Raw genomic sequence first — 20,409 nt, 5'->3', positions numbered from 1 at the left:
TCCAACGAAAAGAAGGGGTATTCCCTGCGCCACGCCTGATGCGCGGCGTGGAATGGACTGTCTGCCGAAAGGCTGGCTCCCTGAGCAGGACTCGAACCTGCGACCGATCGATTAACAGTCGATTGCTCTACCAGCTGAGCTATCAGGGATCAGGGAGCCGCGCATATAACAAGCTCGGCGGTGCTTTGCAAAGCTGGAATGAGCCTTGGCGGCTTATCTTTTTGCACCGGGCCGTGAGTTGCCGCGGCGCCCGCGCCTTGCTATAGCGGCGGCCGCAGGCGGGGAAACCCTTGCTGCGAGGGCCTCGTGGCGGAGTGGTTACGCAGAGGACTGCAAATCCTTCAATCCCGGTTCGATTCCGGGCGAGGCCTCCATTTTCTCATCGCTGGCTGCGCTTTCCGCGCAGGCGCGAGCGGGATCTGCCAAAACGCTGCTTTCCGAAGCGCCTAGCGCAGCTTCGCGCGGTTCAGCGCCCGTTCCATGAACGGGAATTTCAGCGCATAGGGCAGCGCGCGGATGAATTTCGACAAAGCGGCGAGCTGCCAGGGAAAGGCGATCTCGAATCCGCCGCGCGCGAGGCCGTCGCAGATGAGCTGCGCTGCCGCCTCGGGTTCGATCTTGTAGGGTTGCGCGAAGTCCTGTTCGTCGTCGGTCATCGCCGTGCGGACGAAGCCATGATTGACCACTTGAATATTGAGACCCTTCGGCCCGTAGGCGAGGCGCAGCGCTTCCGCCATGTAGATCAGCGCGGCCTTTGACGAACCATAGATGGCCGAGCCCGGTAGGCCATTATAACCGGCAAGCGAGGCGTTGATCGCGATCTGCCCGCGCCCGCGTTGGGACATCGCCGCCAGCAAGGGTTCGAGGCAATTGGCGACACCGTCGATATTGACGCCATAGGTCTTGGCGAGAAGCGCGACGGTAAAGCCATCCCGCTCTGCATGCAGCGAAAGGCCGGCGTTGAGGAAGGCGAGCGCGATCGGGCCGTGCTCACTCTCGATCCTGGCGATCAATGCCGCCACGTCCGCGGCCTGAGTCACGTCGGCGGGATAGGCAAAAATCTGCTCCGGCCGAGTCGCAGCGAGATGATTTAATTCTTCGGCGCGGCGGGCCGTCACCGCCACTTTGAATCCGCGCCGCGCGAGTTCAAGCGCGGTCGCGCGGCCGATGCCGGCGCTGGCGCCGGTGACGAAAGCCAGGCCATCGCCCGGTCTCGCCCGGTATATGGTGTTGCTCATTCTTCTCTCGATTTAAGCAAGGACTGTCGCTCGCCTAACACGCGGCTCGACAGGCCGCACCCTCCCCTTTTATATAGCCCACGAATTTTGTCAGGAATGGAAACATGCCGGTCCGAAAGAATGTCATCGATGCCATCGGGTATACGCCGCTGATCCGCTTGCAGCATGCCTCGAAGGCGACGGGCTGCGAGATCTACGGCAAGGCTGAATTCCTGAATCCGGGCGGCTCGATCAAGGACCGCGCGGCCTTGGCGATCGTCCGCGACGCCGAGGCGCGCGGAGTCTTGAAGCCGGGCGGCATCATCGTCGAGGGCACTGCCGGCAATACTGGCATCGGCCTCGCGCTGGTCGCGGACGCGCTCGGCTATCGGACGGTGATCGTCATTCCCGAGACGCAGAGCCAGGAAAAAAAGGATATGCTGCGCCTGCAGGGTGCCCAGCTCCTCGAAGTTCCGGCGGTGCCTTACTCCGATCCCAATAATTACGTGAAGCTCTCCGGCCGGCTCGCCGGGAAGCTCGCGCGTGAGCACATTCAAGGCGCGATCTGGGCCAATCAATTCGATAATGTCGCCAACCGGCAGGGCCATATCGACACCACCGGGCCGGAGATCTGGGCCGACACCGAGGGTAAGGTCGACGGCTTCGTCGCCTCGGTCGGCACCGGCGGCACGCTCGCAGGCGTGGCGCTCGCACTGAAGGCGAAAAATCCGAAGATCAAGATCGCGCTCGCCGATCCGCTGGGTGCCTCGCTCTATGAATATTACACCAACGGCGTCCTCAAGGCGGAAGGCTCGTCGATTACCGAGGGCATCGGTCAGGGCCGTATCACCGCCAATCTCGAAGACGCGCCGATCGACATCGCTTATCGGGTCACCGACGAAGAGGCCCTGCCCGTCCTCTTCGATCTCGCCGCGCATGAAGGATTGCTGCTCGGTGGTTCGTCGGGCATCAATGTCGTCGGTACGCTGCGCCTCGCGAAAGAGCTCGGGCCCGGCCATACGATCGTGACCATTCTCGCCGATTCCGGCGCGCGCTATCTCTCCAAGCTCTACAATCCGGGCTTTTTGCGCACGAAGAATCTGCCAGTGCCGCCCTGGCTCGAACAGCCGGTGACGATCAAGCCGCCTTACGTATAAAGGACCACCCAGCGTTATGACCGGCTCTCTTTTCGTTTCGACGCAATGGCTCGCGGACAATCTCGGCGCGCCCGATTTGGCGATCATCGACGGCACGTTTCATGTGCCCGGTGAAGGCCGCAATGCGCACGAGGAGTATGTCGCCAGCCACATTCCCGGCGCTGTCTTCTTCGATATCGACAAGATTGCCGATCACAGCACCGACCTGCCGCATATGCTGCCCTCGCCGGAGGAATTCGCGACAGCCGCCGGTGCGCTCGGCCTCAGCGAGACGACGCGGATCGTCGTGTATGATGCGACCGACTTCCAGGGCGGCGCGCGGGTCTGGTGGACGCTGCGCCTCTTTGGCGCCAAGAACGTGAAGCTTCTTGCCGGCGGCCTAGCGCGCTGGAAAGCCGAGGGCCGGCCGCTTGAAAGTGGCGAGGTGAAACGCGCACCGCAAACTTTCGTCGCTGCATTCGACAAGACGGGCGTCGCTTCGCTCGAAGACGTGCGCAAGGCGGCCCGTGACGGCGCGCCGCAGATTGTCGATGCGCGCGCGGCAACGCGCTTTCGTGGCGAAGCGCCGGAGCCCCGGCCCGGCGTGCGCAGCGGCCATATTCCGGGCAGCTTCAGCCTGCCCTGGCGCGAAATTGTGGAAAACGGTGAAATCAAATCGCCGCAAGCCGTGTCCGCGGCGTTTGCCAAGGCCGGAATCGATCTCGGCCGCCCCGTGCTTACGACATGCGGATCGGGTGTCACCGCCGCGATCCTTCTGCTCGGCCTTGAGACGGTCGGCAAGGATAATGTCGTGCTCTACGACGGCTCGTGGAGCGAATGGGGCGCGCGTCCCGACACGCCGGTCGAAAAGGGCTGATGCCTATGCCGCCGCGAGCCTTGCGACCGCCTTTTTCTCTACAACCGCAAATTGGAAAAATTTGATTCCGGCACGCTTCCGGCCCCTGCCGCATATTGACAATCGTGCTGCGCAAATTCGTGAGCGAGTCGCAAAGAGCTTGACGTGTCTCGCAACCGCGCTACCATATCCCTACTTGAGCGATTCACTTGAAACCATTGATGGTTTTCGATGTTTCGCGATTGGGAACGCGCGGCGGTCGCCGGGCGTTGTTTCGGTCCTTCGAGCGGCGCAACGCCGCGTGATCTCCTGAGGAACCGAACCGGTTTAGCCGTCCCCCCACTCCCTGCTTGGGGAGTTTTCGATAGCACATTCCAACGAAATTCTCGCCGTCGCATGCGGCCGGCTTCGCTTGGAAAGACCAACCTTCGAGAGCTCAGGAGTGATAAACATGTGTGACTATTCGCTTGAAATGTATGCCTCCCGGCCTGCCCGGGAAGGCGAGAGATATGTCACGACGCGTTTCCCGTCCGGCAGCGTTGGCCTCGCTGGGCCGGGCGATTGCACGACGGCGGTTTGCGTTCAATATGACACGCATCTGCGGCTCGAGAATATTTCGAGCGATCTGCAGACGCGCTTGGGCATCAAGGCGGAGGAAGATGTCGTCTTCGCGCGCCTTGAACATGGCGCTTATCGCGACGGCATACGTTTCGCGAACGGCAAGGAAATCTCGTTGCAACTGCTCGGCTCCGGCGTCGGTGCGTCACTGACGGTGCTCGAAAAGCCGGTCCCGGTGCCAGCGCCGGTCCGTACGGACGTGCTGGAACACATCGACTAACGAGGTTGCGATATAGGCTGATGAAACCGGCAGGATATTCCTGCCGGTTTTTCTTTGTGCCGGGCCCTCTCGCCGGCTCGGCCGCGGCCCGTAGGGACCGGCCTGCCCTAGACGTTTTTTACATGGCGGCACGGCTTTTCCGGTGGTAATGAGGCCGAAGCGTATCCGGCGGGGTGGATTTTCCCAGTTCGCAGACCAACAGGCGTCAATGAAAAAAATCGAAGCGATCATAAAGCCGTTCAAACTGGACGATGTGAAAGAGGCGCTGCACGCTGCGGGCGTTTCCGGCATCACGGTTACTGAAGCCAAGGGCTTCGGCCGGCAGAAGGGTCATACCGAGCTCTACCGCGGCGCTGAATATTTCGTCGATTTTCTGCCCAAGGTGAAAGTCGAAGTGGTGCTGCCGGACCCCATCGTCGAGCAGGCTGTCGAGGCGATCCGCAAGGCGGCGCTGACCGGGCGCATCGGCGACGGCAAGATTTTCGTCTCCAATATCGAGAGTGCGGTCCGCATCCGCACCGGCGAAAAGGGGCTGGACGCGATCTGATCGCATCGGCTCCATCTCGAAATCTGATTCCTCGTGTTTATCTGCGCATCTTGTGAGGGCGTGACATGACCACAGCCAATGACGTGCTGAAGTTAATCAAGGACAGGGACATCAAATACGTGGATTTCCGTTTCACGGATCCGCGCGGCAAGTGGCAGCATGTGACGTTTGATATTTCCCTCATCGGGCCTGAGACCTTTACGGAAGGCCAGATGTTCGATGGCTCCTCGATTGCCGGCTGGAAAGCGATCAACGAGTCGGACATGAACCTGCTGCCGGACCCGAATTCGGCGGCGGTCGATCCCTTCTTCGCCGCCCCGACCTTATCGATCGTCTGCGACGTTCTGGAGCCGACGACGGGCCAGCCCTATAACCGCGATCCGCGCGGCATTGCCAAGAAGGCGGAAGCCTATCTCGGCGCGAGCGGCGTTGGCGATACCGTCTATTTCGGACCGGAGGCGGAATTCTTCGTTTTCGACGACGTGCGCTATTCGGTTGATCCCTACAAGACCGGCTTCGAACTCGATTCGATCGAGTTCCCGACGAATTCGGACACGCCCTATGAGGGCGGCAACCTCGGCCACCGCGTCCGCACCAAGGGCGGCTATTTCCCGGTACCGCCGCAGGACTCGGCGCAGGACATGCGCAGCGAGATGCTGTCGGCGATGGCCGCGATGGGCGCCAAGGTCGAGAAGCATCACCACGAAGTCGCCTCGGCGCAGCATGAGCTGGGCCTCAAGTTCGGCCCGCTGACGCAGATGGCCGACCACCTGCAAATCTATAAGTACTGTATTCATCAGGTCGCGCAGAGCTACGGCAAGACCGCGACCTTCATGCCCAAGCCCATCTACGGCGACAACGGCTCGGGCATGCATGTGCATCAATCGATCTGGAAGGGCGGCAAGCCGCTGTTCGCCGGCAACAAATATTCCGATCTGTCGGAGGATTGCCTCTATTACATCGGCGGCATCATCCGCCATGCGCGGGCCTTGAACGCCTTCACCAATCCGTCGACGAATTCCTACAAGCGTCTGGTGCCGGGCTTCGAGGCGCCGGTTCTGCTCGCCTATTCGGCGCGTAACCGCTCGGCCTCGTGCCGCATTCCCTATACGTCGAATCCGAAGGCCAAGCGTGTCGAGACGCGGTTCCCTGACCCGACCGCAAACCCCTATCTCGCTTTCTCGGCCTTGCTGCTGGCGGGTCTCGACGGCATCGCCAACAAGATCGATCCGGGCCCGGCGATGGACAAGGATCTCTATGATCTGCCGCCGCGGGAATTGAAGAAAATCCCGACGGTGTGCGGCAGCCTGCGCGAAGCTCTGCAGAACCTCGACAAGGATCGCACCTTCCTCAAGGCCGGCGGCGTCTTCGATGACGATTTCATCGATTCCTATATCGAGCTGAAGACGGCCGAAGTGCAGCGTTTCGAGATGACGCCCCACCCTGTTGAGTTTGAAATGTACTATTCGCTCTAGATCGCGATGCCTTGAGGTTGAAACAACCTCAAGGCACGAAACGCGATCGACTCTAATAGTTTAGAGCGGGCCTCATGCGAAAAACCTGCATCCACTTTTTCGCATCCCGCTCTTGAGCCCGGAAAATCGGTTGCAAAACAAAAGGCGCTTCGCAGGAAGCGCCTTTTTTGTGCTCTCGCCAATCGCGGCGCTATTTTCTCACGATCACATAAGCGAAGCTTGACACGGCGCGCCAATCGCGCGCCTGCGCCAAGCGGGTGAAGGCCGCGTCGACCTGCTTCAGGATCGGAAATTTCCAAAAATAGCTATAGCCCCAGAACGGCAAGATGGTGATATCCGAAAAGCCTGCGGTCCGGAGCATCGGCGTGAGCTTCGCTTCATCGCTGAAACAATGATCGTAATAAGCGGGAAACTTTGGATTGTCGCCATCAGGCACGCGATCGGGATCGATGAATTCGAGCAGCGGACGCGACAGATTTTCCGGGATCATGCGGTTGAGCGCGAAGGGCGGCGCATAGAGCGTCGGAAAGAAGCTGAGGGCCATGCCACCCGGCGCCAGCACCGCATGGATATTGCGCCACATCCGGGCGACGTCCGAAACATGCTCCATCACCATGCGGCAATAGACGAGATCGTAACGCTCTTTGCCGAGAATCTCCGGCGCATCGGCAGCGGCGATATCGCATTGAACCTTGGCGTAGCCAGATGGCGCGAGCGCGAGTTCCTTCGCTGAAATGTCGTTGAGCGTCACGTCAAAGCCCAATGCTTCGACCTCGTCCGGCATGAACAGCGGATCGCGCCCTCCGCCGATTTCAAGATGGCGCTTCAGCCCGTATTCGCGCGTCAATGCGATGATCGTCGGCTTGTAATTGTCCCAGGCCCAGTTCCAATCCGCCGGATAGCCGAGATCGGCGATAAGGCAGCGAATGTCCCGTTGTGCGTTGATCTCAGCCATCGGCATGTCCCTGCTCGTCCTTCGCGGTGACGGCAATGTGTCGTCGGCAATTTAATCCAAATCGCGCGTTTATCTGCGATTACGACGGGAAAATTTGTCGGAAGGTTAAGATTTGTCTGTCCGGCGGATCAAGTCGCAGCAATTGCGCTTTCCAATCGAGCGCACGTTTTTCGTGAATACGACAGACCACCAACGGTAATGGTATTGGCATTTACTGTGAGACGAGCACAGGCATCAACGGCGGACACAACGCCAGCGGCGACAATGTGAATATGAATGCCAATCTCGTTTTGAATTCGCCGGTCGGTATTGGTTACAACACGGCGGCAGGTGCCGGCCAATGCGTCATCTCCGGCAACCAGGGCGCAACGTCCGGCGCGATCATTTCGGTCACATGGAATGACACCACCGGGAGTGTCGCTGTCACGCCCGGGGCGACCGATTACGGCAATCAATATGACGCGCAGGAAGGCGTTGCCTTCGTCGGTAACAATCGGTCCTATTAGGCTTCGGCTAACGTCTTTGCGTGAAACTCATGTCGCAGCGCTTCCCCAGGAGCGCTGCGAGCACATCAATCCCTTAACCATGGCGCGTCGCCCATGTCGAAAATTGGCACTCGCGTTCTTCCGCAGAATCTTCTCAACAAGGTCAAACAGGCGCGCCCTGTTTACACTGTGGCGCGGCGAGTCCGCTTTGCTATTGGTGAACGGCTTGGGGCGCGGCCGGTCGCGGGCCTCACCGGCCGCGTCCACTACAACGATTTCATGCTGGCGTCGGCCGATCCGCAAACGGTCGCGAGCTATCGTGACGGCGCCAACAGGTTCGTTGACGTTCTTCAGCGCTCCGTTGTCGAAGCCGGCCGCACATGGGACTCGCTTGAGGCGGTGCTCGAAGTCGGCTGCGGCTATGGCCGTATTATCCGGGAACTCGTGAAGCGCCTGCCCGCGTCCCGCATCTCAGTTTCGGATGTAATCGACGGCGGAGCGCGTTTCACGGCGGCGGAATTCGGAGTTCACAAACTTCTGCCCATCGAACTGGCCGGCCGCCAGTTGAGCGGTCGCTTCGATCTCATCTATTTGCTTTCGGTCTATACACATCTGCCCCGCGAACTGGTCGAGGCAAACCTGCGCGGCGTCGCCGAGGCGCTGAAACCCGGCGGCATCGCTGTTGTGACCATTCACGGACAAGCCTCGGCCGAAACAGCCGAGCGCTACGATCAATATTGGCTCGACAAGGCGCGCGTGCTTCAGGCGTTGGCGCGCGATGGCTATTATTACGAGCGTTATCCTTATTATTATGACGAATATGGGCTAACTTGGTTCACCGAGGCGGCTTTCGCTAAGCTCGCCGCCGAAGCTGCGCCCCAACTCGTCCGGATCGCCTATCACCCCGCGGACCTTGACGCGCATCAGGATGTAGTCGTTTTCCGTAAGATCTGAAAAAATGCGGTACGATTGGGTACCGCTCCTATGACCAAATCAAAGCTCGAAAAACTCCGTGCCGCGATCCTGCGCGCCTTTCCCCACCTCGTGACGGGCACATTCAAGCTCATTACGGACGGTTGGGATTCGGCCGCCGTCGATGTCGATGGCAAGCTGATCTTCAAGTTTCCGCGCAGCAAGGCCGCGCGCAAGGCGCTGCGCCGCGAGGCCGCGATTCTTGCGATCGCACGCCCTGCCCTTTCGCTCGCCGTCCCGGATTTGCAGCTTCACAAGGGTCCGCCGCTCTTTTCGAGCCATTTGAAGCTCAAAGGCCGGCAGATCGAGGCGGAGGATTACGCCAGGCTGCCGGAGGCCGCGCGTCAGCGCCTTGGCGAAGACCTCGCCCGTTTTTATGCCGAGTTGCACGGTCTCGACCCGGTTCTCATGAAAGCCGCCGGCGCCGAGCCTGTCTCGGATTGGCATGAGGCAGAGACTATCCGCGAGAATGCCCTGCCGCTTCTGTCCCACAAGCTTCGACGCGTTGCGCGACATGTCATCGAGGCGCACGAAAGGCTCCCGCCCGATCCCCATGGCCTGATCTTCGGCTTCTTCGATGGCCACGGCTGGAACATGGCTTTTGATCGCAAGAGGGAACGGCTGAGAGGCGTCTATGATTTTGCCGATTCCGGCTTCGGCCCCCTGCATGAGGATTTCACCTATTCGAACGCCATTTCGTCGGACCTCACTAGCAAGATCGTTTCGGCCTATGAAAAGCTGACCGGCCGGACGCTCGACCGCCGGCGGATCGACATCCTGACTGGCTATCACCATCTTTCAGAACTGGCTGATTTTGCTGAAGACATCGGCCGGGCGAAGGATATGCGGCGCAATTTCAAAGCCTGGGCAAAGGAACATGCTGATTTTTCAGCATAAATCGTCGCGCATTTTAGATGCGAAACTCCTCAAGATTGCCCCAAACTTGGCCTTTGCCTGGACGGGTAAAAGGCCCGCCCTGCCCGCCTTTGCGGTAAACTCGCGGGCGAATCACCGAATGAAAGCATGAGACTCTGATGGCCCATAACGGCGACTTGTTCGGCGCGACACCCCGCAAGCAGACTTCCGGTAAGCCGGCGGCTTCGCGCACCGGCGGCACGCCCGGCGAGGCCGGCTACACCGCTGCCTCAATCGAGGTTCTCGAAGGGCTGGAGCCCGTCCGCCGCCGGCCGGGCATGTACATCGGCGGCACGGACGAGGCGGCGCTCCACCACCTCTTCGCCGAGGTGCTGGACAATTCGATGGATGAGGCGGTCGCGGGCCACGCGACCTTCATCGACGTGACGGTTGAGGCGGACGGCACTCTCGCGGTTGCGGACAACGGCCGCGGCATCCCCGTCGATCCGCATCCGAAATTCCCGAAGAAGTCGGCGCTCGAAGTCATCATGACGACGCTGCACGCGGGCGGTAAATTCGATTCCGGCGCCTATCAGACCTCCGGCGGCCTGCACGGCGTCGGCGTTTCGGTCGTCAATGCCTTATCCGAGCGGCTGGAAGTCGAGGTCGCGCGCGGCCAGATGCTCTATCGTCAGGTCTTTGAGCGCGGCGCGCCCAAGGGCAAGCTCGAACAGCTCGGCAAGATCGCCAACCGGCGCGGCACGAAAGTGCGCTTCAAGCCGGATGAGCAGATTTTCGGCAAGGGCGCGAAGTTCAAACCAGCGCGGCTCTTCCGCATGGCACGGGCGAAAGCCTATCTCTTCGGCGGCGTCGAAATCCGCTGGCATTGCGCACCGCAATTGCTTGATGCCGCGAGCGATATCCCGGCCGAGGCGGTGTTTCACTTTCCCGGCGGTCTCAAGGACTATCTCGCGCAGGACATCAAGGACAAGGAAACCGTCGCCGACCTGGCCTTCACCGGCAGGGTTGAAAAGCCCGGCGGCCACGGTTCGCTCGAATGGGCGGTCACCTGGCTCACCGAGGATGACGGCTTCATCCATTCCTATTGCAACACGATCCCGACCCCCGACGGCGGCACGCATGAGGCGGGCCTGCGCAGCGCGCTTCTGCGCGGCCTGAAGGACCATGCCGAGCGCATCGGCCAAGCCAAGCGCGCGGCGGTGCTGACCGGCGAGGATGTGATGGTCTCCTGTGCCGCGCTCATCTCGGTCTTTCTGCGTGAGCCGGAGTTTCAGGGCCAGAACAAGGGCCGGCTGATGACGGCGGAGGCGACCCGCATCGTCGATGCGACGCTGCGCGACGCCTTCGACCATTGGCTGGCCGCGTCGCCGTCGGTGGCGACGAAGCTGCTCGACTTCACCATCGAGCGCGCCGAGGAGCGGCTGCGCCGCCGCGCCGAGCGCGATGTCGCCCGCAAGAGCGCCGGGCGCAAACTGCGGCTCCCGGGAAAGCTCGCAGATTGCTCGAACAATGCCACGCAAGGCTCTGAACTCTTTATCGTTGAGGGCGATTCGGCGGGGGGATCGGCGAAGCAGGCGCGCGACCGCATCAATCAGGCCATCCTCCCCCTGCGCGGCAAGATTCTCAACGTCGCCAGCGCGACAAAGGACAAGCTCACCGCCAATCAGCAATTGAGCGATCTGGTGCAGGCGCTCGGCTGCGGAACCGGCGCGCACTACCGCGAAGACGAGCTGCGCTACGACAAGATCATCATCATGACCGACGCCGACGTGGACGGCGCCCATATCGCCTCGCTGCTCATCACCTTCTTCTACCGGCAGACGCCCAAACTGATCGAGGAAGGTCATCTGTTCCTCAGCGTGCCGCCGCTCTATCGGCTGACGCAGGGCACGACCCATGTCTATGCCCGCGACGACGCCCACCGCGACGAACTCGTCAAGAACGTGCTGACCGGCAGGGCCAAGATCGAAGTCAGCCGCTTCAAGGGCCTCGGCGAAATGCCGGCGGCGCAGTTGAAGGAAACGACGATGGATCCGAAGAGCCGCACGCTGCTGCGCGTCATCATCATGCCGGACGATCAGGAAGAGACAGCGGATTCGGTCGAACGGCTGATGGGCAACAAGCCCGAGGCGCGCTTCGCCTTTATCCAGGAACGGGCCGCCTTCGCCACCGATCTCGTCGTCGTCTGAGCGCTACGAAACTTGGCCTTTTACCTCATTCGTCAACCTTCTCTTAACTCCGCCCCCGCATTTTGAAGAGGCGGCGGATAGAAGGTTTTCGAGGCCATGAATTTGCGTTTCTTCTTGCGCGACGAGCGCGCGTCCAGCTTTGAAAGCATGGCTTTGGCTTTGTCGGTGATCGCGGTTCTCTCGGTCGCCGCGGCTGATTTTCTGCACTATGCCGCGCGCAAGGACGGCGAATTGGCGCAGATTCTGACGGCCGGCCATAACGAAATGGCTCGTGTCCTGGGCACGGACGAGCCTTTGCGCGGCGGCATCGATTATACCGCGACCGGAAGCATCGGCGCGCTGCGCAATCCGCCCGCGCTCAATCCCTGCACCGATCAGAAATAACCCGTTCCTAGCGCCGTGAATCCCATAATCGGGATTGACGGAGATTGGAGGGAAACCGACCGGCCGCTATCAGGCGGACGGGGCTCCTGATATGACATTGGGATGCTGAAACTCTTCTGTCTCTGCGGCCAGGTCCGCATCCAAGTCCCAAAGCGACCGGATTTCATCAACGAGTGCAACTGCACCTTCTGCAGCAAGTCGGGCGCTCGCTGGGCCTATTTTCATCCCTCGGAAGTCGCCATTGAAGGAACGACGAAGGGATATAGTCGGGAAGACAAGGACGACCCGGCCGCAGAAATCCAGTTCTGTGCAAATTGTGGTTCAACGACGCACTTTATTCTGACCGCAAGCGCCATATCGAAGTTCGGGAACGTCCAAATGGGCGTTAATATGCGTCTGGCGGACGATAAGGATCTCGCCGGAATAGAATTGCGCTATCCTGACGGACGAGCTTGGCCCGGCAAGGGCGGCTTCGGCTACGTGCAGGAGGCTCGTATCATTGGCCAATGAGTGATCTATGGCCTGATTAACGCGCCCTACTCCGCCGGCATGGAGACGGTCGCCTTGCGGTCGAGCTTGTTCCAGCCGACGAGCGGTCCCAGCAGCGCGGTGATGACCGATTTCACTACGACATAATAGAGGATCTGCCGGTAGCCGATCCGCTGCAGGCCGAGCCACAGCATCAGCCGCCAGTTCTCCTTGCCCTCGATGACGAAGGCCAGCGCGACGGCCAGGAAGTCCGTCGCCATGAAGATCCCGAAATAGACAAGCGTGATGAGCAGATTGTCGGGATTGAACTGATTGCGATGCTGCAGATAGTCGAGCCCCGTGTGCAGTATCTGCCAGACGAGCATGAAATCGACGAGCGGCGCCATCACCGTCAGCAGAACCTGGAACAGCCACACCTGCGGCATGGCAATGAGGCCGAGCGTGCCGAAGCGCGGACGGAAGGTCACGTCGCGGTGCTTCCACAGGCATTGCAGCGTGCCATAGGCCCAACGGAAGCGCTGGCGGATCAAGCCCTGGAACGTGTCCGGTGCCTCGGTCCAGGCGACGGCCTCGCTGTCGAAGACGACGCTATAACCCGCCTTCTGCACGGAGATCGTCAAATCCTGATCTTCGGCGAGCGTATTGGTCGGGAAGCGCCCGAGCTTCTCCAGCGCCTCGCGCCGCCAGGCGCCGACCGCGCCGGGCACGACCGTCATGCAGCCCAGAGTGACGAGCGCGCGGCGCTCCAGATTCTGCGCGCTGATATATTCGAGCGCCTGCCACTTGGTGATCGTGTTGATGCGGTTGCCGACCTTGGCGTTGCCGGCGACCGCGCCGACGGCCGGATCGACGAACCAGCGGGTCAGGTTCGCGATCGTATCCTTCTCGAACAAGGTGTCGGCGTCGAGCGCGACGATGATCGAGCCCCTGGCCTGCGCGAGGCCCTGGTTGATCGCATTGGCCTTGCCGCCGTTGGGAACCGTCAGGAGCTTGACCGCCGGGTTATGGCCGAAGTCGCGCTGAACGATTGCAGATGTCCCATCGGTCGAGCCGTCGTCGATGATGATCACTTCAAGACCAGGATAGGTGCTGCTCAGAATGCGTTCGACCGATTGGGCGATGACCGCAGCTTCGTTATGCGCCGGGATGATGACGCTGACCTGAGGCAGCGCGCCTTCAAAGAACGGCTTGGGCCGCCGTGCCTCGCGGATGCGATGAATAAGGCCAAGACCGGAGAGAAACAGCACGCGCGCAAAGCCGAGCCAGATCGCGCCGATGAACATGCCCTGCAGCAGATGCTGCGACCAGCCGAGCGTATAAAACACCGAGCGGTTGATCAGCGGCTCGAACATGCCTGGCGGCAGCGCCGGCATCGCCTGTTCGCGCGTCAGCCCGGCGAGTTGGGAGGCCGTGACAAACTGAAAGCCGCGCGCCCGCAAGGCGTCGATCAGTTCCGGCAGAGCCTTGATGGTTTCGCTCCGGTCGCCGCCGGCATCATGCAGCAGGATGACATTACCGACATTGTCCGGATCGGGATCGGAGACCTGCTTCAGGATGCGGTCGACGATCGTCTGCGCCGGCGGCCGCAGCCAATCGTCCGGATCGATACGCAAGCCGACGCTGACGAAGCCCATGCTTTGCGCAAGTGCAACTGGTACGAGCTCGTCCATCGTCGTCGGGTCGGAATCGCCCATGAAGGGCGCCCGGAACAGCCGCATCGAATGGCCGGTGATCGCCTCGAACAGCCGCCGCGTGGCATTGATCTCGAGCTTGGCCATGCTGAGCGGCAGTTCAATGACGTTCGGATGCGTGAACGTGTGGTTGCCGACGTCGTGGCCTTCCTCGTATTCGCGCTCGACAATATCCGGCGAGGCACCGGCATTTTCACCGATGATGAAAAAGGTGGCTTCGACGTGCTTTGCCTTCAGGATGTCGAGAATCTGCGGCGTCCAGGTGGGGTCTGGCCCGTCGTCGAAGGTCAGCGCAATTTTTTTTGGCTGGGAACCGAAGCGCTGGATGACGAACGAGGACGGCAGAGTTTCATAGTTCTCATCGACGATGTCGCCCGTCTCGGGGTCCAACTCGTAGACACGCTGGCCGCTCGAGGGCTGTGCCGCAACGTGCAGGATTTCGCCTTGATTCTGGAAATAGACTTCCTGGGTGGCGGGAATTGCTTTCAACGCCTCGGGAGCGGCCGAATCGTAAGGCCGGCCGAGCACCGTCCAGATGGAAGGATCTTCCGCGCCCAGGCGCCACACCGCATAGCCCGCGGGCCGGTAGATGTCGGCGGCGTGAACCTCGTTGAAAGCGGAGACGGCGTCGAGGAACCAGACGTTATGCGCCTGCCCCGCATTGTCCTTGTAAGTGAAATGCGGGTTCTCGGCGTCGGCGTCGAAATCGATGCTGCTCGCCTGCATCCGCGCGATTCGCGCCACGTCCGGGAAGGTCACATCCTCGGCCTGCACGCCGGGCTTGCTCCAATCATAGCCGTAATTGCCGATCGCCACGATCGTATGATCGGGATCGAGATCCTTCATCCGCTGGTCGAGCAGTTTCTCGTACCAGCCCTGGCTGGCGACAGGACCGGGAGTGCCTGTTTCCCAATGCTCGTCGTAGGCCATCAGGATCAGGTAATCGGTGATTTTCGAATAGGCGGCATAGTCCCAGGAATCGTCGTCGAACGGCACCGAAAGCAAAATCTTCCAGCCGCGCGGTTTGAAGGCGGCGGACATTTCCTTGAGAAAAGTCTGCAGGTCGGCCTGGGCGCTGTCCGGCATTTCTTCGAAGTCGACCGTCAGCCCCTGGCACTGGTTGAAGTCGAGAAAGTCGATAATCTCCTTCAGCCGCGCGGCGCGTTTGACCGGATCGGCGAGCCATTTGGCCAAGCCGACGCTATCCCACTTCCCGTCGACGGAATTCTGCAGCAGCGGAAAGATCGGCTTGTCCGGGTCCTGGTCGCGAATCGCTTCGAGGCCGCGATGATCGAGATCGTTACGGATGCCGATATCGTCGCCCTTCACGCTGAGCCATGTCGGGATGACCCAGTCGAGGTGCGGCAAATCCTTCTCGAGCGCCGAGAAGGAGGTCTGGTCCCAATTGGCGTAAAAGCCGATCGAAAGGCTGCGCCCCGGCACCGGCCCCGAGGCCTCCTGCGGCCGCGATTGGGTCTGACCCTTGAGGTAGTTGAGTCGCGCCACGTCGCGCTCTTTGCCGCGCAATTCGGCGGCGACGCGGGTGGCGGACTTCTGCAGCGAATGGCGGCTGACGGTTGCGGCCACCGGCGGCCGGAACAGGGTCTCCGCCGAGCCTTCGAGACTGGTGCTGAGCGGCGCATTATTTGCGAAAAGCAAAACGACAAATGCAACGCCGATCACCAAGACTGTCGTCAGGGCGATGCGAAGTGACCAGGACAGGCGCACCGCGCGCTTGCCGGTAGGATCGAAAAAGACTGGTTTGGACCGCATGATAACACAGGGTAAAATTCGCTGCTTCAGGCGTGGGCGAATCTCAATGAACGCAGGCTGAATATGGAACGCTTCTCACCTAATACCGCATCTCCAATTCGTAAGTGTGATACGCAAGGCACAGTGGGCGATTGAAAGCCGCGCCGCCTTGGGCGATAAGCGATGAAAATAATCTCTCAGGTCATTTCGAGGCTTGATCCGCCGCAAGATCGGCGCAGGTCCTGAGACCGAATTCGCAAGGAGAATGAAAATGCTTGGTTTTCTCGCATTGGGACGAGGCTTGGCGGGCAGCCTGGCCGCTTGCCTGGCGATCGCGATGGCGGCCGCCCTCGCCGGCGGCGCCCCGGTCAACGCCGCGGAATTCTCCGACGCGCAAAAGGGCGAGATCGAATCGATCGTGAAAGCCTACATCCTAAAGAATCCGGAGATCGTTCAACAGGCTTTCGAGGAACTTACGAATCGCGAAAAAGCGTCCGAGGCCGCGGCGCGCGCCAAAAGCCTGAGCGATGTGCAGGGACCGCTCTACAGTTCGCCGAACGAAGCCATCGTCGGCAATCCCCAGGGCAAAATCACGCTGGTAGAATTTTTTGATTATAACTGCGGCTATTGCAAAAAAATGTTGCCGGACCTTGCCCGCCTCATAAAAGAAAATCCTGATCTGCGCGTCATCCTGCGTGATTTCCCGGTTCTCTCGGATGCCTCCATCGATGCGGCGACGATCGCCGCGAGCGTGCGCGACCAGTTCAAGGGCGAAAAGTTCTGGGAATATCACCAGCGGCTTTTGGGCCTGCACGGTCTCGTCGGCAAGGAGCAGGCGGTCGATCTGGCGCAGGAAATGGGTGCTGACATGCCCCGGCTCGCCCGCGACGCGCAGGCGCCGTCGGCCAAGGCCGGCCTCGAGGAATCGTTCAAATTCGGCCGCCTGCTGCAGATCCAGGGTACGCCGTCCTATGTCGTCGGCGATGCGGTCGTGGATGGCGCGGTCGGATTCGAGGATCTCCAGGGCAAGGTCAACAATGTCCGCAAGTGCGGCAAGACGGTTTGTTCCTGACCTGTTCGCCTCATATAAAATTCCCCGGGTAAGCCGGCCACCGGCGGGCTTGCGTGGGCTTCCTTTGCCGCGGGAAGCCGGTTAAGGAAGCTCGAAACGCAAGCCCCTCACATCAAAAGCCGGATGATCAAGGCCGTTCACGTCCTCAATGGACCCAATCTCAATCTGTTGGGCACGCGCGAGCCGGAAGTCTACGGCCGCGAGACGCTCGCCGATATCGAGACGCGCCTCGTCGCGGCGGCGGGCAAGTTCAATGTGCGCGTCACCTTCCGCCAGTCGAATCAGGAAGGCGATCTCGTCACCTGGATTCAGGAGGCGGGCCGCGCCGGGGAGCCGGTCATTCTCAACGCCGGCGCCTACAGCCACACCTCCATTGCCATTCTCGATGCCATCAAGGGGTCGAACGCCCATGTCATCGAGGTGCATCTGTCGAATATCCACGCCCGTGAACAGTTCCGCCATCATTCCCGCCTGTCGGCGGCGGCGCGCGGCGTGATTGTCGGATTTGGTTCGAGGTCTTACGACCTGGCGCTGCAAGCCCTTTTATTCGCCCCTGTGACTGGCGAGAGTTAACGAATGACAGAGAAAAAACCGGCGCCGCCAGCCGCGCCCACCCCCATCGATCCGCATCTCGTCGAGACGCTGGGCGAAATCGCCAACCGGCTCGATCTCAGCGAGATCGAGGTCGCGCAGGGCGAACTGAAGATCAAGGTCAAGCGCCAGAGCGCCAATGCGGTGACGCCGGCCAGCGTCGCGATTCCGCCCCTGCCCGTCCAGCAGCAGGCCGCCGCGGCCGCGCCGGCGAATGAGGGCGTGCGGCAGGCGCTCGTTGCGGCGAGTGCCGTCAAATCGCCGATGGTCGGCACCGCCTATCTGCGCCCTTCGCCAGAAACGCCGCCTTTCGTCACGATCGGCGCGCATGTGAAGGTCGGCGACAAGCTGCTCCTCATCGAGGCGATGAAGACCTTCAACGAGATCGTCGCGCCGCAGGCTGGCATCGTGACGTCGATCCTGGTCGAAGATGGCCAGCCCGTCGAGTTCGGCCAGCCCCTCATCGTCGTCGAGTGAGGGCTGCAGATGAGCGCGCATGTTTGACAAGATTCTGATTGCTAATCGCGGCGAGATCGCGCTGCGCATTCTCCGCGCGGCGAAGGAACTCGGCATCGCCACTGTCGCGGTTCATTCGACTGCGGATTCCGAGGCGATGCACGTCAAGCTCGCGGACGAATCCGTCTGCATCGGGCCGCCGCAGGCGCGCGAATCCTATCTGAATATCCCGGCCCTGCTCTCGGCTTGCGAGATCACCGGCGCCGAGGCGGTGCATCCGGGCTACGGCTTTCTCGCCGAGAACGCGCGCTTTGCCGAGATCCTCGCCGAGCATCAAATCGAATTCATCGGTCCGAGCGCCGAGCACATCCGGCTGATGGGCGACAAGATCGAAGCCAAGCGCACCGCCAGGAAGCTCGGCATCCCCTGCGTGCCCGGGTCCGATGGCGCTGTCGATGCCGACGAGGCGCTGCGGATCGCCAAGGAGATCGGCTATCCCGTCATCGTCAAGGCTTCGGCCGGCGGCGGCGGCCGGGGCATGAAGGTAGCACGCTCGGCGGAGGAACTTGCTGCCGCGCTCGGCATGGCGCGCAGCGAGGCCAAGGCCGCCTTCGGCGACGATGCCGTCTATCTTGAAAAATTTCTCGACAATCCGCGCCATATCGAAGTGCAGGTGCTCGGCGACGGCCAGGGCCACGCGATCCATCTCGGCGAGCGCGATTGCTCGTTGCAGCGCCGCCATCAGAAAGTGTTCGAGGAAAGCCCCTCGCCCGCGCTCAATCTGGCGCAGCGCCTTGAGATCGGCGAGGTCTGCGCCAATGCCATGCGCGAGATGAACTACAAGAGCGCCGGCACCATCGAGTTTCTCTACGACGACGGCAAATTCTATTTCATCGAGATGAATACCCGCATCCAGGTCGAGCATCCGGTGACCGAGATGGTGACCGGCCTCGATCTCGTCAATGAGCAGATCAAAATCGCCGCCGGGTCGGCGCTCGGCATTTTGCAGAGCGATGTCGTGCTCTCGGGCCATGCGATCGAATGCCGGATCAATGCCGAAGATCCGAAGACCTTTCGGCCCTCGCCCGGCAAGATCGCCTATTATCATCCGCCGGGCGGCCTTGGCGTGCGCGTCGATTCAGCCGCTTATGCCGGCTATACGATTCCGCCCTATTACGATTCGCTCATCGGCAAACTGATCGTGCACGGCCGCACTCGCGACGAGGCGCTGTTGCGGCTGCGGCGTGCGCTGGACGAGTTCATCGTCGATGGGATCGAGACGACGATTCCCCTATTCCGCGATCTTGTGCGCAATCCCGATATCCAGAATGGTGTCTACGACATCCACTGGCTCGAACATTATCTTGAGAAGGGCGCCAAGGACGGGGCATGATCCGGGAATTCCTCGGGGGCAGAAGATGATTTCCGGCCATGTCCTGCTGCTCAGTGAGCCCTCCACGCTGCAGTTGTTCGAGGAGATCGAAGCCGCCTTGAAGCTGCGCGTCGCGGGGGTGACACATTTTCGGCACGCCAGCGATCTCGACGTCAAAAGCGAGCCGTGGCGATCGTCCGATGTGTTCCTGACCTACGGCGGTTTTCCCTGCACGCGCGATCTGCTGGCTTCGTCCCCGCGGCTGCGTGCGATCGCCTGTCCCTGGACGGGAACGGAAGGCTTCGACGAAGCGGCGGCGACACAGCTCGGCATTGTTGTGGCGAACGGACACGCGGAGGAGAACACGTTCAGCGTGGCCGAGGCGACAGTCCTTTTCATGCTCGCCGCTCTCTACGATCTGCACGGGGCCGAGAAGGTCCTGCGCGAAAATCGCCGGCGGCCGCAGCTTCCGATCGCCCATATGTTGTACGGAAAAAGAATCGGCCTCGTCGGCTTCGGCGGCATCGGCAGCCGCGTTGCGCATCTGCTGGCGCCCTGGGGTGGCGAGATCGTCGCCTATGATCGCGCCGCGATCACTGACCCGCATGTCCAGGCCGTCGATCTTGCGACGCTGCTTTCGACGAGCGACGTTATCTCGCTGCATGTTGGGCTGAGCCATGAGACTTATCACCTGCTCAACCACGAAAACCTGAAGCTGGTGAAGCGCGGGGCGATCCTCGTCAACACCGCGCGCGGCGGCGTTATCGACGAGACGGCGCTCTACGAGGCCGCGCGGGATGGCCGCTTCGCCAGGATCGCTTTGGATGTCTTCGACAAGGAGCCGCTGTCGCCGACAAGCCCGCTGCGTGATTTGCCGAACGCCATCCTGACGCCGCACATGATCGCGCAGACGGTGGAGGCGCGCGCCGCTTTCATCCCTCTCGCGGTCGAGAACGTCACGCGGCTGCTTGAAGGCGAGCTGCCGGAGGCGGAATATTTCCGCAATCCTGAAGTCGCCGCGCGCTAGCTGGCGAAATGGGGTAACCGGAGCGGCAC

The 20,409-nt window shown here is 61.2% G+C and carries 19 protein-coding genes and 2 tRNA genes; 17 read left to right on the top strand and 4 right to left on the bottom strand.

The window, feature by feature from the left end:
- Nucleotides 1-73 precede the first annotated feature (73 nt).
- Nucleotides 74-149, bottom strand: a tRNA-Asn gene (locus tag CWB41_RS13680).
- A gap of 151 nt (nt 150-300) precedes the next feature.
- Between CWB41_RS13680 and CWB41_RS13675 the strand changes: the two genes are divergently transcribed.
- Nucleotides 301-374 (top strand) — tRNA-Cys (locus tag CWB41_RS13675).
- Nucleotides 375-446: 72 nt separating this feature from the next.
- On the opposite strand, the gene CWB41_RS13670 is transcribed toward CWB41_RS13675, so the two are convergent.
- The gene (locus tag CWB41_RS13670) at nt 447-1,238 is read right to left on the bottom strand and encodes an SDR family NAD(P)-dependent oxidoreductase (RefSeq protein ID WP_115837866.1); all 792 of its coding nucleotides are present in this window, start codon (nt 1,236-1,238) and stop codon (nt 447-449) included.
- Nucleotides 1,239-1,342: 104 nt separating this feature from the next.
- Between CWB41_RS13670 and CWB41_RS13665 the strand changes: the two genes are divergently transcribed.
- From CWB41_RS13665 to glnA, 5 genes are all read left to right on the top strand, one after another.
- Nucleotides 1,343-2,374: a cysteine synthase A gene (locus CWB41_RS13665; RefSeq protein WP_115837868.1), complete on the top strand. Its 1,032-nt coding sequence runs from the start codon at nt 1,343-1,345 to the stop codon at nt 2,372-2,374.
- Nucleotides 2,375-2,390: 16 nt separating this feature from the next.
- A complete protein-coding gene (gene sseA / locus CWB41_RS13660) occupies nt 2,391-3,230 on the top strand; it encodes a 3-mercaptopyruvate sulfurtransferase (protein WP_115837870.1) in 840 nt (279 codons plus the stop codon).
- A gap of 430 nt (nt 3,231-3,660) precedes the next feature.
- The gene (locus CWB41_RS13655; RefSeq protein WP_115837872.1) at nt 3,661-4,047 is read left to right on the top strand and encodes a hypothetical protein; all 387 of its coding nucleotides are present in this window, start codon (nt 3,661-3,663) and stop codon (nt 4,045-4,047) included.
- A 208-nt stretch (nt 4,048-4,255) separates the two neighbouring features.
- Nucleotides 4,256-4,594 (top strand): P-II family nitrogen regulator, encoded by a 339-nt coding sequence (locus CWB41_RS13650; protein WP_115837874.1) that lies wholly within the window; start codon nt 4,256-4,258, stop codon nt 4,592-4,594.
- 65 nt (nt 4,595-4,659) lie between these two features.
- Nucleotides 4,660-6,069 (top strand): type I glutamate--ammonia ligase, encoded by a 1,410-nt coding sequence (gene glnA, locus CWB41_RS13645; protein ID WP_115837876.1) that lies wholly within the window; start codon nt 4,660-4,662, stop codon nt 6,067-6,069.
- 190 nt (nt 6,070-6,259) lie between these two features.
- On the opposite strand, the gene CWB41_RS13640 is transcribed toward glnA, so the two are convergent.
- Entirely contained in the window at nt 6,260-7,024 is a 765-nt protein-coding gene (locus tag CWB41_RS13640; RefSeq protein ID WP_245411363.1) for a class I SAM-dependent methyltransferase, read from the bottom strand.
- A gap of 272 nt (nt 7,025-7,296) precedes the next feature.
- Between CWB41_RS13640 and CWB41_RS13635 the strand changes: the two genes are divergently transcribed.
- From CWB41_RS13635 to CWB41_RS13610, 6 genes are all read left to right on the top strand, one after another.
- A complete protein-coding gene (locus CWB41_RS13635; RefSeq protein WP_129396499.1) occupies nt 7,297-7,530 on the top strand; it encodes a hypothetical protein in 234 nt (77 codons plus the stop codon).
- 93 nt (nt 7,531-7,623) lie between these two features.
- Nucleotides 7,624-8,463, top strand: coding sequence for a class I SAM-dependent methyltransferase (locus CWB41_RS13630; protein ID WP_115837882.1), 840 nt, complete (start codon nt 7,624-7,626; stop codon nt 8,461-8,463).
- A 30-nt stretch (nt 8,464-8,493) separates the two neighbouring features.
- Nucleotides 8,494-9,378, top strand: coding sequence for a phosphotransferase family protein (locus tag CWB41_RS13625; RefSeq protein WP_115837884.1), 885 nt, complete (start codon nt 8,494-8,496; stop codon nt 9,376-9,378).
- A 137-nt stretch (nt 9,379-9,515) separates the two neighbouring features.
- A complete protein-coding gene (parE, locus tag CWB41_RS13620) occupies nt 9,516-11,546 on the top strand; it encodes a DNA topoisomerase IV subunit B (RefSeq protein ID WP_115837886.1) in 2,031 nt (676 codons plus the stop codon).
- A gap of 96 nt (nt 11,547-11,642) precedes the next feature.
- Nucleotides 11,643-11,930 carry a hypothetical protein gene (locus CWB41_RS13615; RefSeq protein ID WP_115837888.1) on the top strand — a complete coding sequence of 96 codons (288 nt, stop codon included), beginning with the start codon at nt 11,643-11,645 and terminating at the stop codon, nt 11,928-11,930.
- 102 nt (nt 11,931-12,032) lie between these two features.
- Nucleotides 12,033-12,440 (top strand): GFA family protein, encoded by a 408-nt coding sequence (locus CWB41_RS13610; protein ID WP_115837890.1) that lies wholly within the window; start codon nt 12,033-12,035, stop codon nt 12,438-12,440.
- Nucleotides 12,441-12,466: 26 nt separating this feature from the next.
- Here CWB41_RS13610 and CWB41_RS13605 read toward each other — a convergent pair whose 3' ends face one another.
- Nucleotides 12,467-15,883, bottom strand: a complete 3,417-nt coding sequence (locus CWB41_RS13605) for a trifunctional glycoside hydrolase family 18/polysaccharide deacetylase/glycosyltransferase family 2 protein (protein WP_115837892.1) — start codon at nt 15,881-15,883, stop codon at nt 12,467-12,469.
- Nucleotides 15,884-16,133: 250 nt separating this feature from the next.
- Here CWB41_RS13605 and CWB41_RS13600 point away from each other — a divergent pair, with 250 nt between their 5' ends.
- The 5 genes from CWB41_RS13600 (at nt 16,134) to CWB41_RS13580 (ending at nt 20,380) form a co-directional block, all read left to right on the top strand.
- The gene (locus tag CWB41_RS13600) at nt 16,134-16,934 is read left to right on the top strand and encodes a DsbA family protein (protein WP_165204365.1); all 801 of its coding nucleotides are present in this window, start codon (nt 16,134-16,136) and stop codon (nt 16,932-16,934) included.
- Nucleotides 16,935-17,060: 126 nt separating this feature from the next.
- The gene (gene aroQ, locus CWB41_RS13595) at nt 17,061-17,507 is read left to right on the top strand and encodes a type II 3-dehydroquinate dehydratase (RefSeq protein ID WP_115837954.1); all 447 of its coding nucleotides are present in this window, start codon (nt 17,061-17,063) and stop codon (nt 17,505-17,507) included.
- Nucleotides 17,508-17,510: 3 nt separating this feature from the next.
- Entirely contained in the window at nt 17,511-18,002 is a 492-nt protein-coding gene (gene accB / locus CWB41_RS13590) for an acetyl-CoA carboxylase biotin carboxyl carrier protein (protein WP_115837897.1), read from the top strand.
- Between the two features lie 19 nt (nt 18,003-18,021).
- Complete coding sequence (accC, locus tag CWB41_RS13585) at nt 18,022-19,374, top strand: acetyl-CoA carboxylase biotin carboxylase subunit (protein WP_115837899.1); 1,353 nt, start codon at nt 18,022-18,024, stop codon at nt 19,372-19,374.
- A gap of 25 nt (nt 19,375-19,399) precedes the next feature.
- Nucleotides 19,400-20,380, top strand: coding sequence for a 2-hydroxyacid dehydrogenase (locus CWB41_RS13580; protein ID WP_115837901.1), 981 nt, complete (start codon nt 19,400-19,402; stop codon nt 20,378-20,380).
- The last annotated feature ends 29 nt before the right edge of the window (nt 20,381-20,409 follow it).

The organism is Methylovirgula ligni, from assembly GCF_004135935.1.
Classification (GTDB): domain Bacteria; phylum Pseudomonadota; class Alphaproteobacteria; order Rhizobiales; family Beijerinckiaceae; genus Methylovirgula; species Methylovirgula ligni.
The sequence above is the reverse complement of the archived record's forward strand: the minus strand, read 5'-3'. Positions and strand labels throughout refer to the sequence as shown.

What these genes read in the sequence shown, in the direction of transcription:
- accB (WP_115837897.1), top strand. Translation starts at nt 17,511, where the DNA reads ATGACAGAGAAAAAACCGGCGCCGCCAGCCGCGCCCACCCCCATCGAT.
- CWB41_RS13610 (WP_115837890.1), top strand. Translation starts at nt 12,033, where the DNA reads ATGCTGAAACTCTTCTGTCTCTGCGGCCAGGTCCGCATCCAAGTCCCA.
- CWB41_RS13650 (WP_115837874.1), top strand. Translation starts at nt 4,256, where the DNA reads ATGAAAAAAATCGAAGCGATCATAAAGCCGTTCAAACTGGACGATGTG.
- CWB41_RS13670 (WP_115837866.1), bottom strand. Translation starts at nt 1,238, where the DNA reads ATGAGCAACACCATATACCGGGCGAGACCGGGCGATGGCCTGGCTTTC.
- CWB41_RS13605 (WP_115837892.1), bottom strand. Translation starts at nt 15,883, where the DNA reads ATGCGGTCCAAACCAGTCTTTTTCGATCCTACCGGCAAGCGCGCGGTG.
- parE (WP_115837886.1), top strand. Translation starts at nt 9,516, where the DNA reads ATGGCCCATAACGGCGACTTGTTCGGCGCGACACCCCGCAAGCAGACT.
- CWB41_RS13625 (WP_115837884.1), top strand. Translation starts at nt 8,494, where the DNA reads ATGACCAAATCAAAGCTCGAAAAACTCCGTGCCGCGATCCTGCGCGCC.
- CWB41_RS13615 (WP_115837888.1), top strand. Translation starts at nt 11,643, where the DNA reads ATGAATTTGCGTTTCTTCTTGCGCGACGAGCGCGCGTCCAGCTTTGAA.
- CWB41_RS13600 (WP_165204365.1), top strand. Translation starts at nt 16,134, where the DNA reads ATGCTTGGTTTTCTCGCATTGGGACGAGGCTTGGCGGGCAGCCTGGCC.
- sseA (WP_115837870.1), top strand. Translation starts at nt 2,391, where the DNA reads ATGACCGGCTCTCTTTTCGTTTCGACGCAATGGCTCGCGGACAATCTC.
- CWB41_RS13640 (WP_245411363.1), bottom strand. Translation starts at nt 7,024, where the DNA reads ATGGCTGAGATCAACGCACAACGGGACATTCGCTGCCTTATCGCCGAT.
- glnA (WP_115837876.1), top strand. Translation starts at nt 4,660, where the DNA reads ATGACCACAGCCAATGACGTGCTGAAGTTAATCAAGGACAGGGACATC.
- CWB41_RS13635 (WP_129396499.1), top strand. Translation starts at nt 7,297, where the DNA reads ATGAATGCCAATCTCGTTTTGAATTCGCCGGTCGGTATTGGTTACAAC.
- CWB41_RS13655 (WP_115837872.1), top strand. Translation starts at nt 3,661, where the DNA reads ATGTGTGACTATTCGCTTGAAATGTATGCCTCCCGGCCTGCCCGGGAA.
- accC (WP_115837899.1), top strand. Translation starts at nt 18,022, where the DNA reads ATGTTTGACAAGATTCTGATTGCTAATCGCGGCGAGATCGCGCTGCGC.
- CWB41_RS13665 (WP_115837868.1), top strand. Translation starts at nt 1,343, where the DNA reads ATGCCGGTCCGAAAGAATGTCATCGATGCCATCGGGTATACGCCGCTG.
- CWB41_RS13630 (WP_115837882.1), top strand. Translation starts at nt 7,624, where the DNA reads ATGTCGAAAATTGGCACTCGCGTTCTTCCGCAGAATCTTCTCAACAAG.
- CWB41_RS13580 (WP_115837901.1), top strand. Translation starts at nt 19,400, where the DNA reads ATGATTTCCGGCCATGTCCTGCTGCTCAGTGAGCCCTCCACGCTGCAG.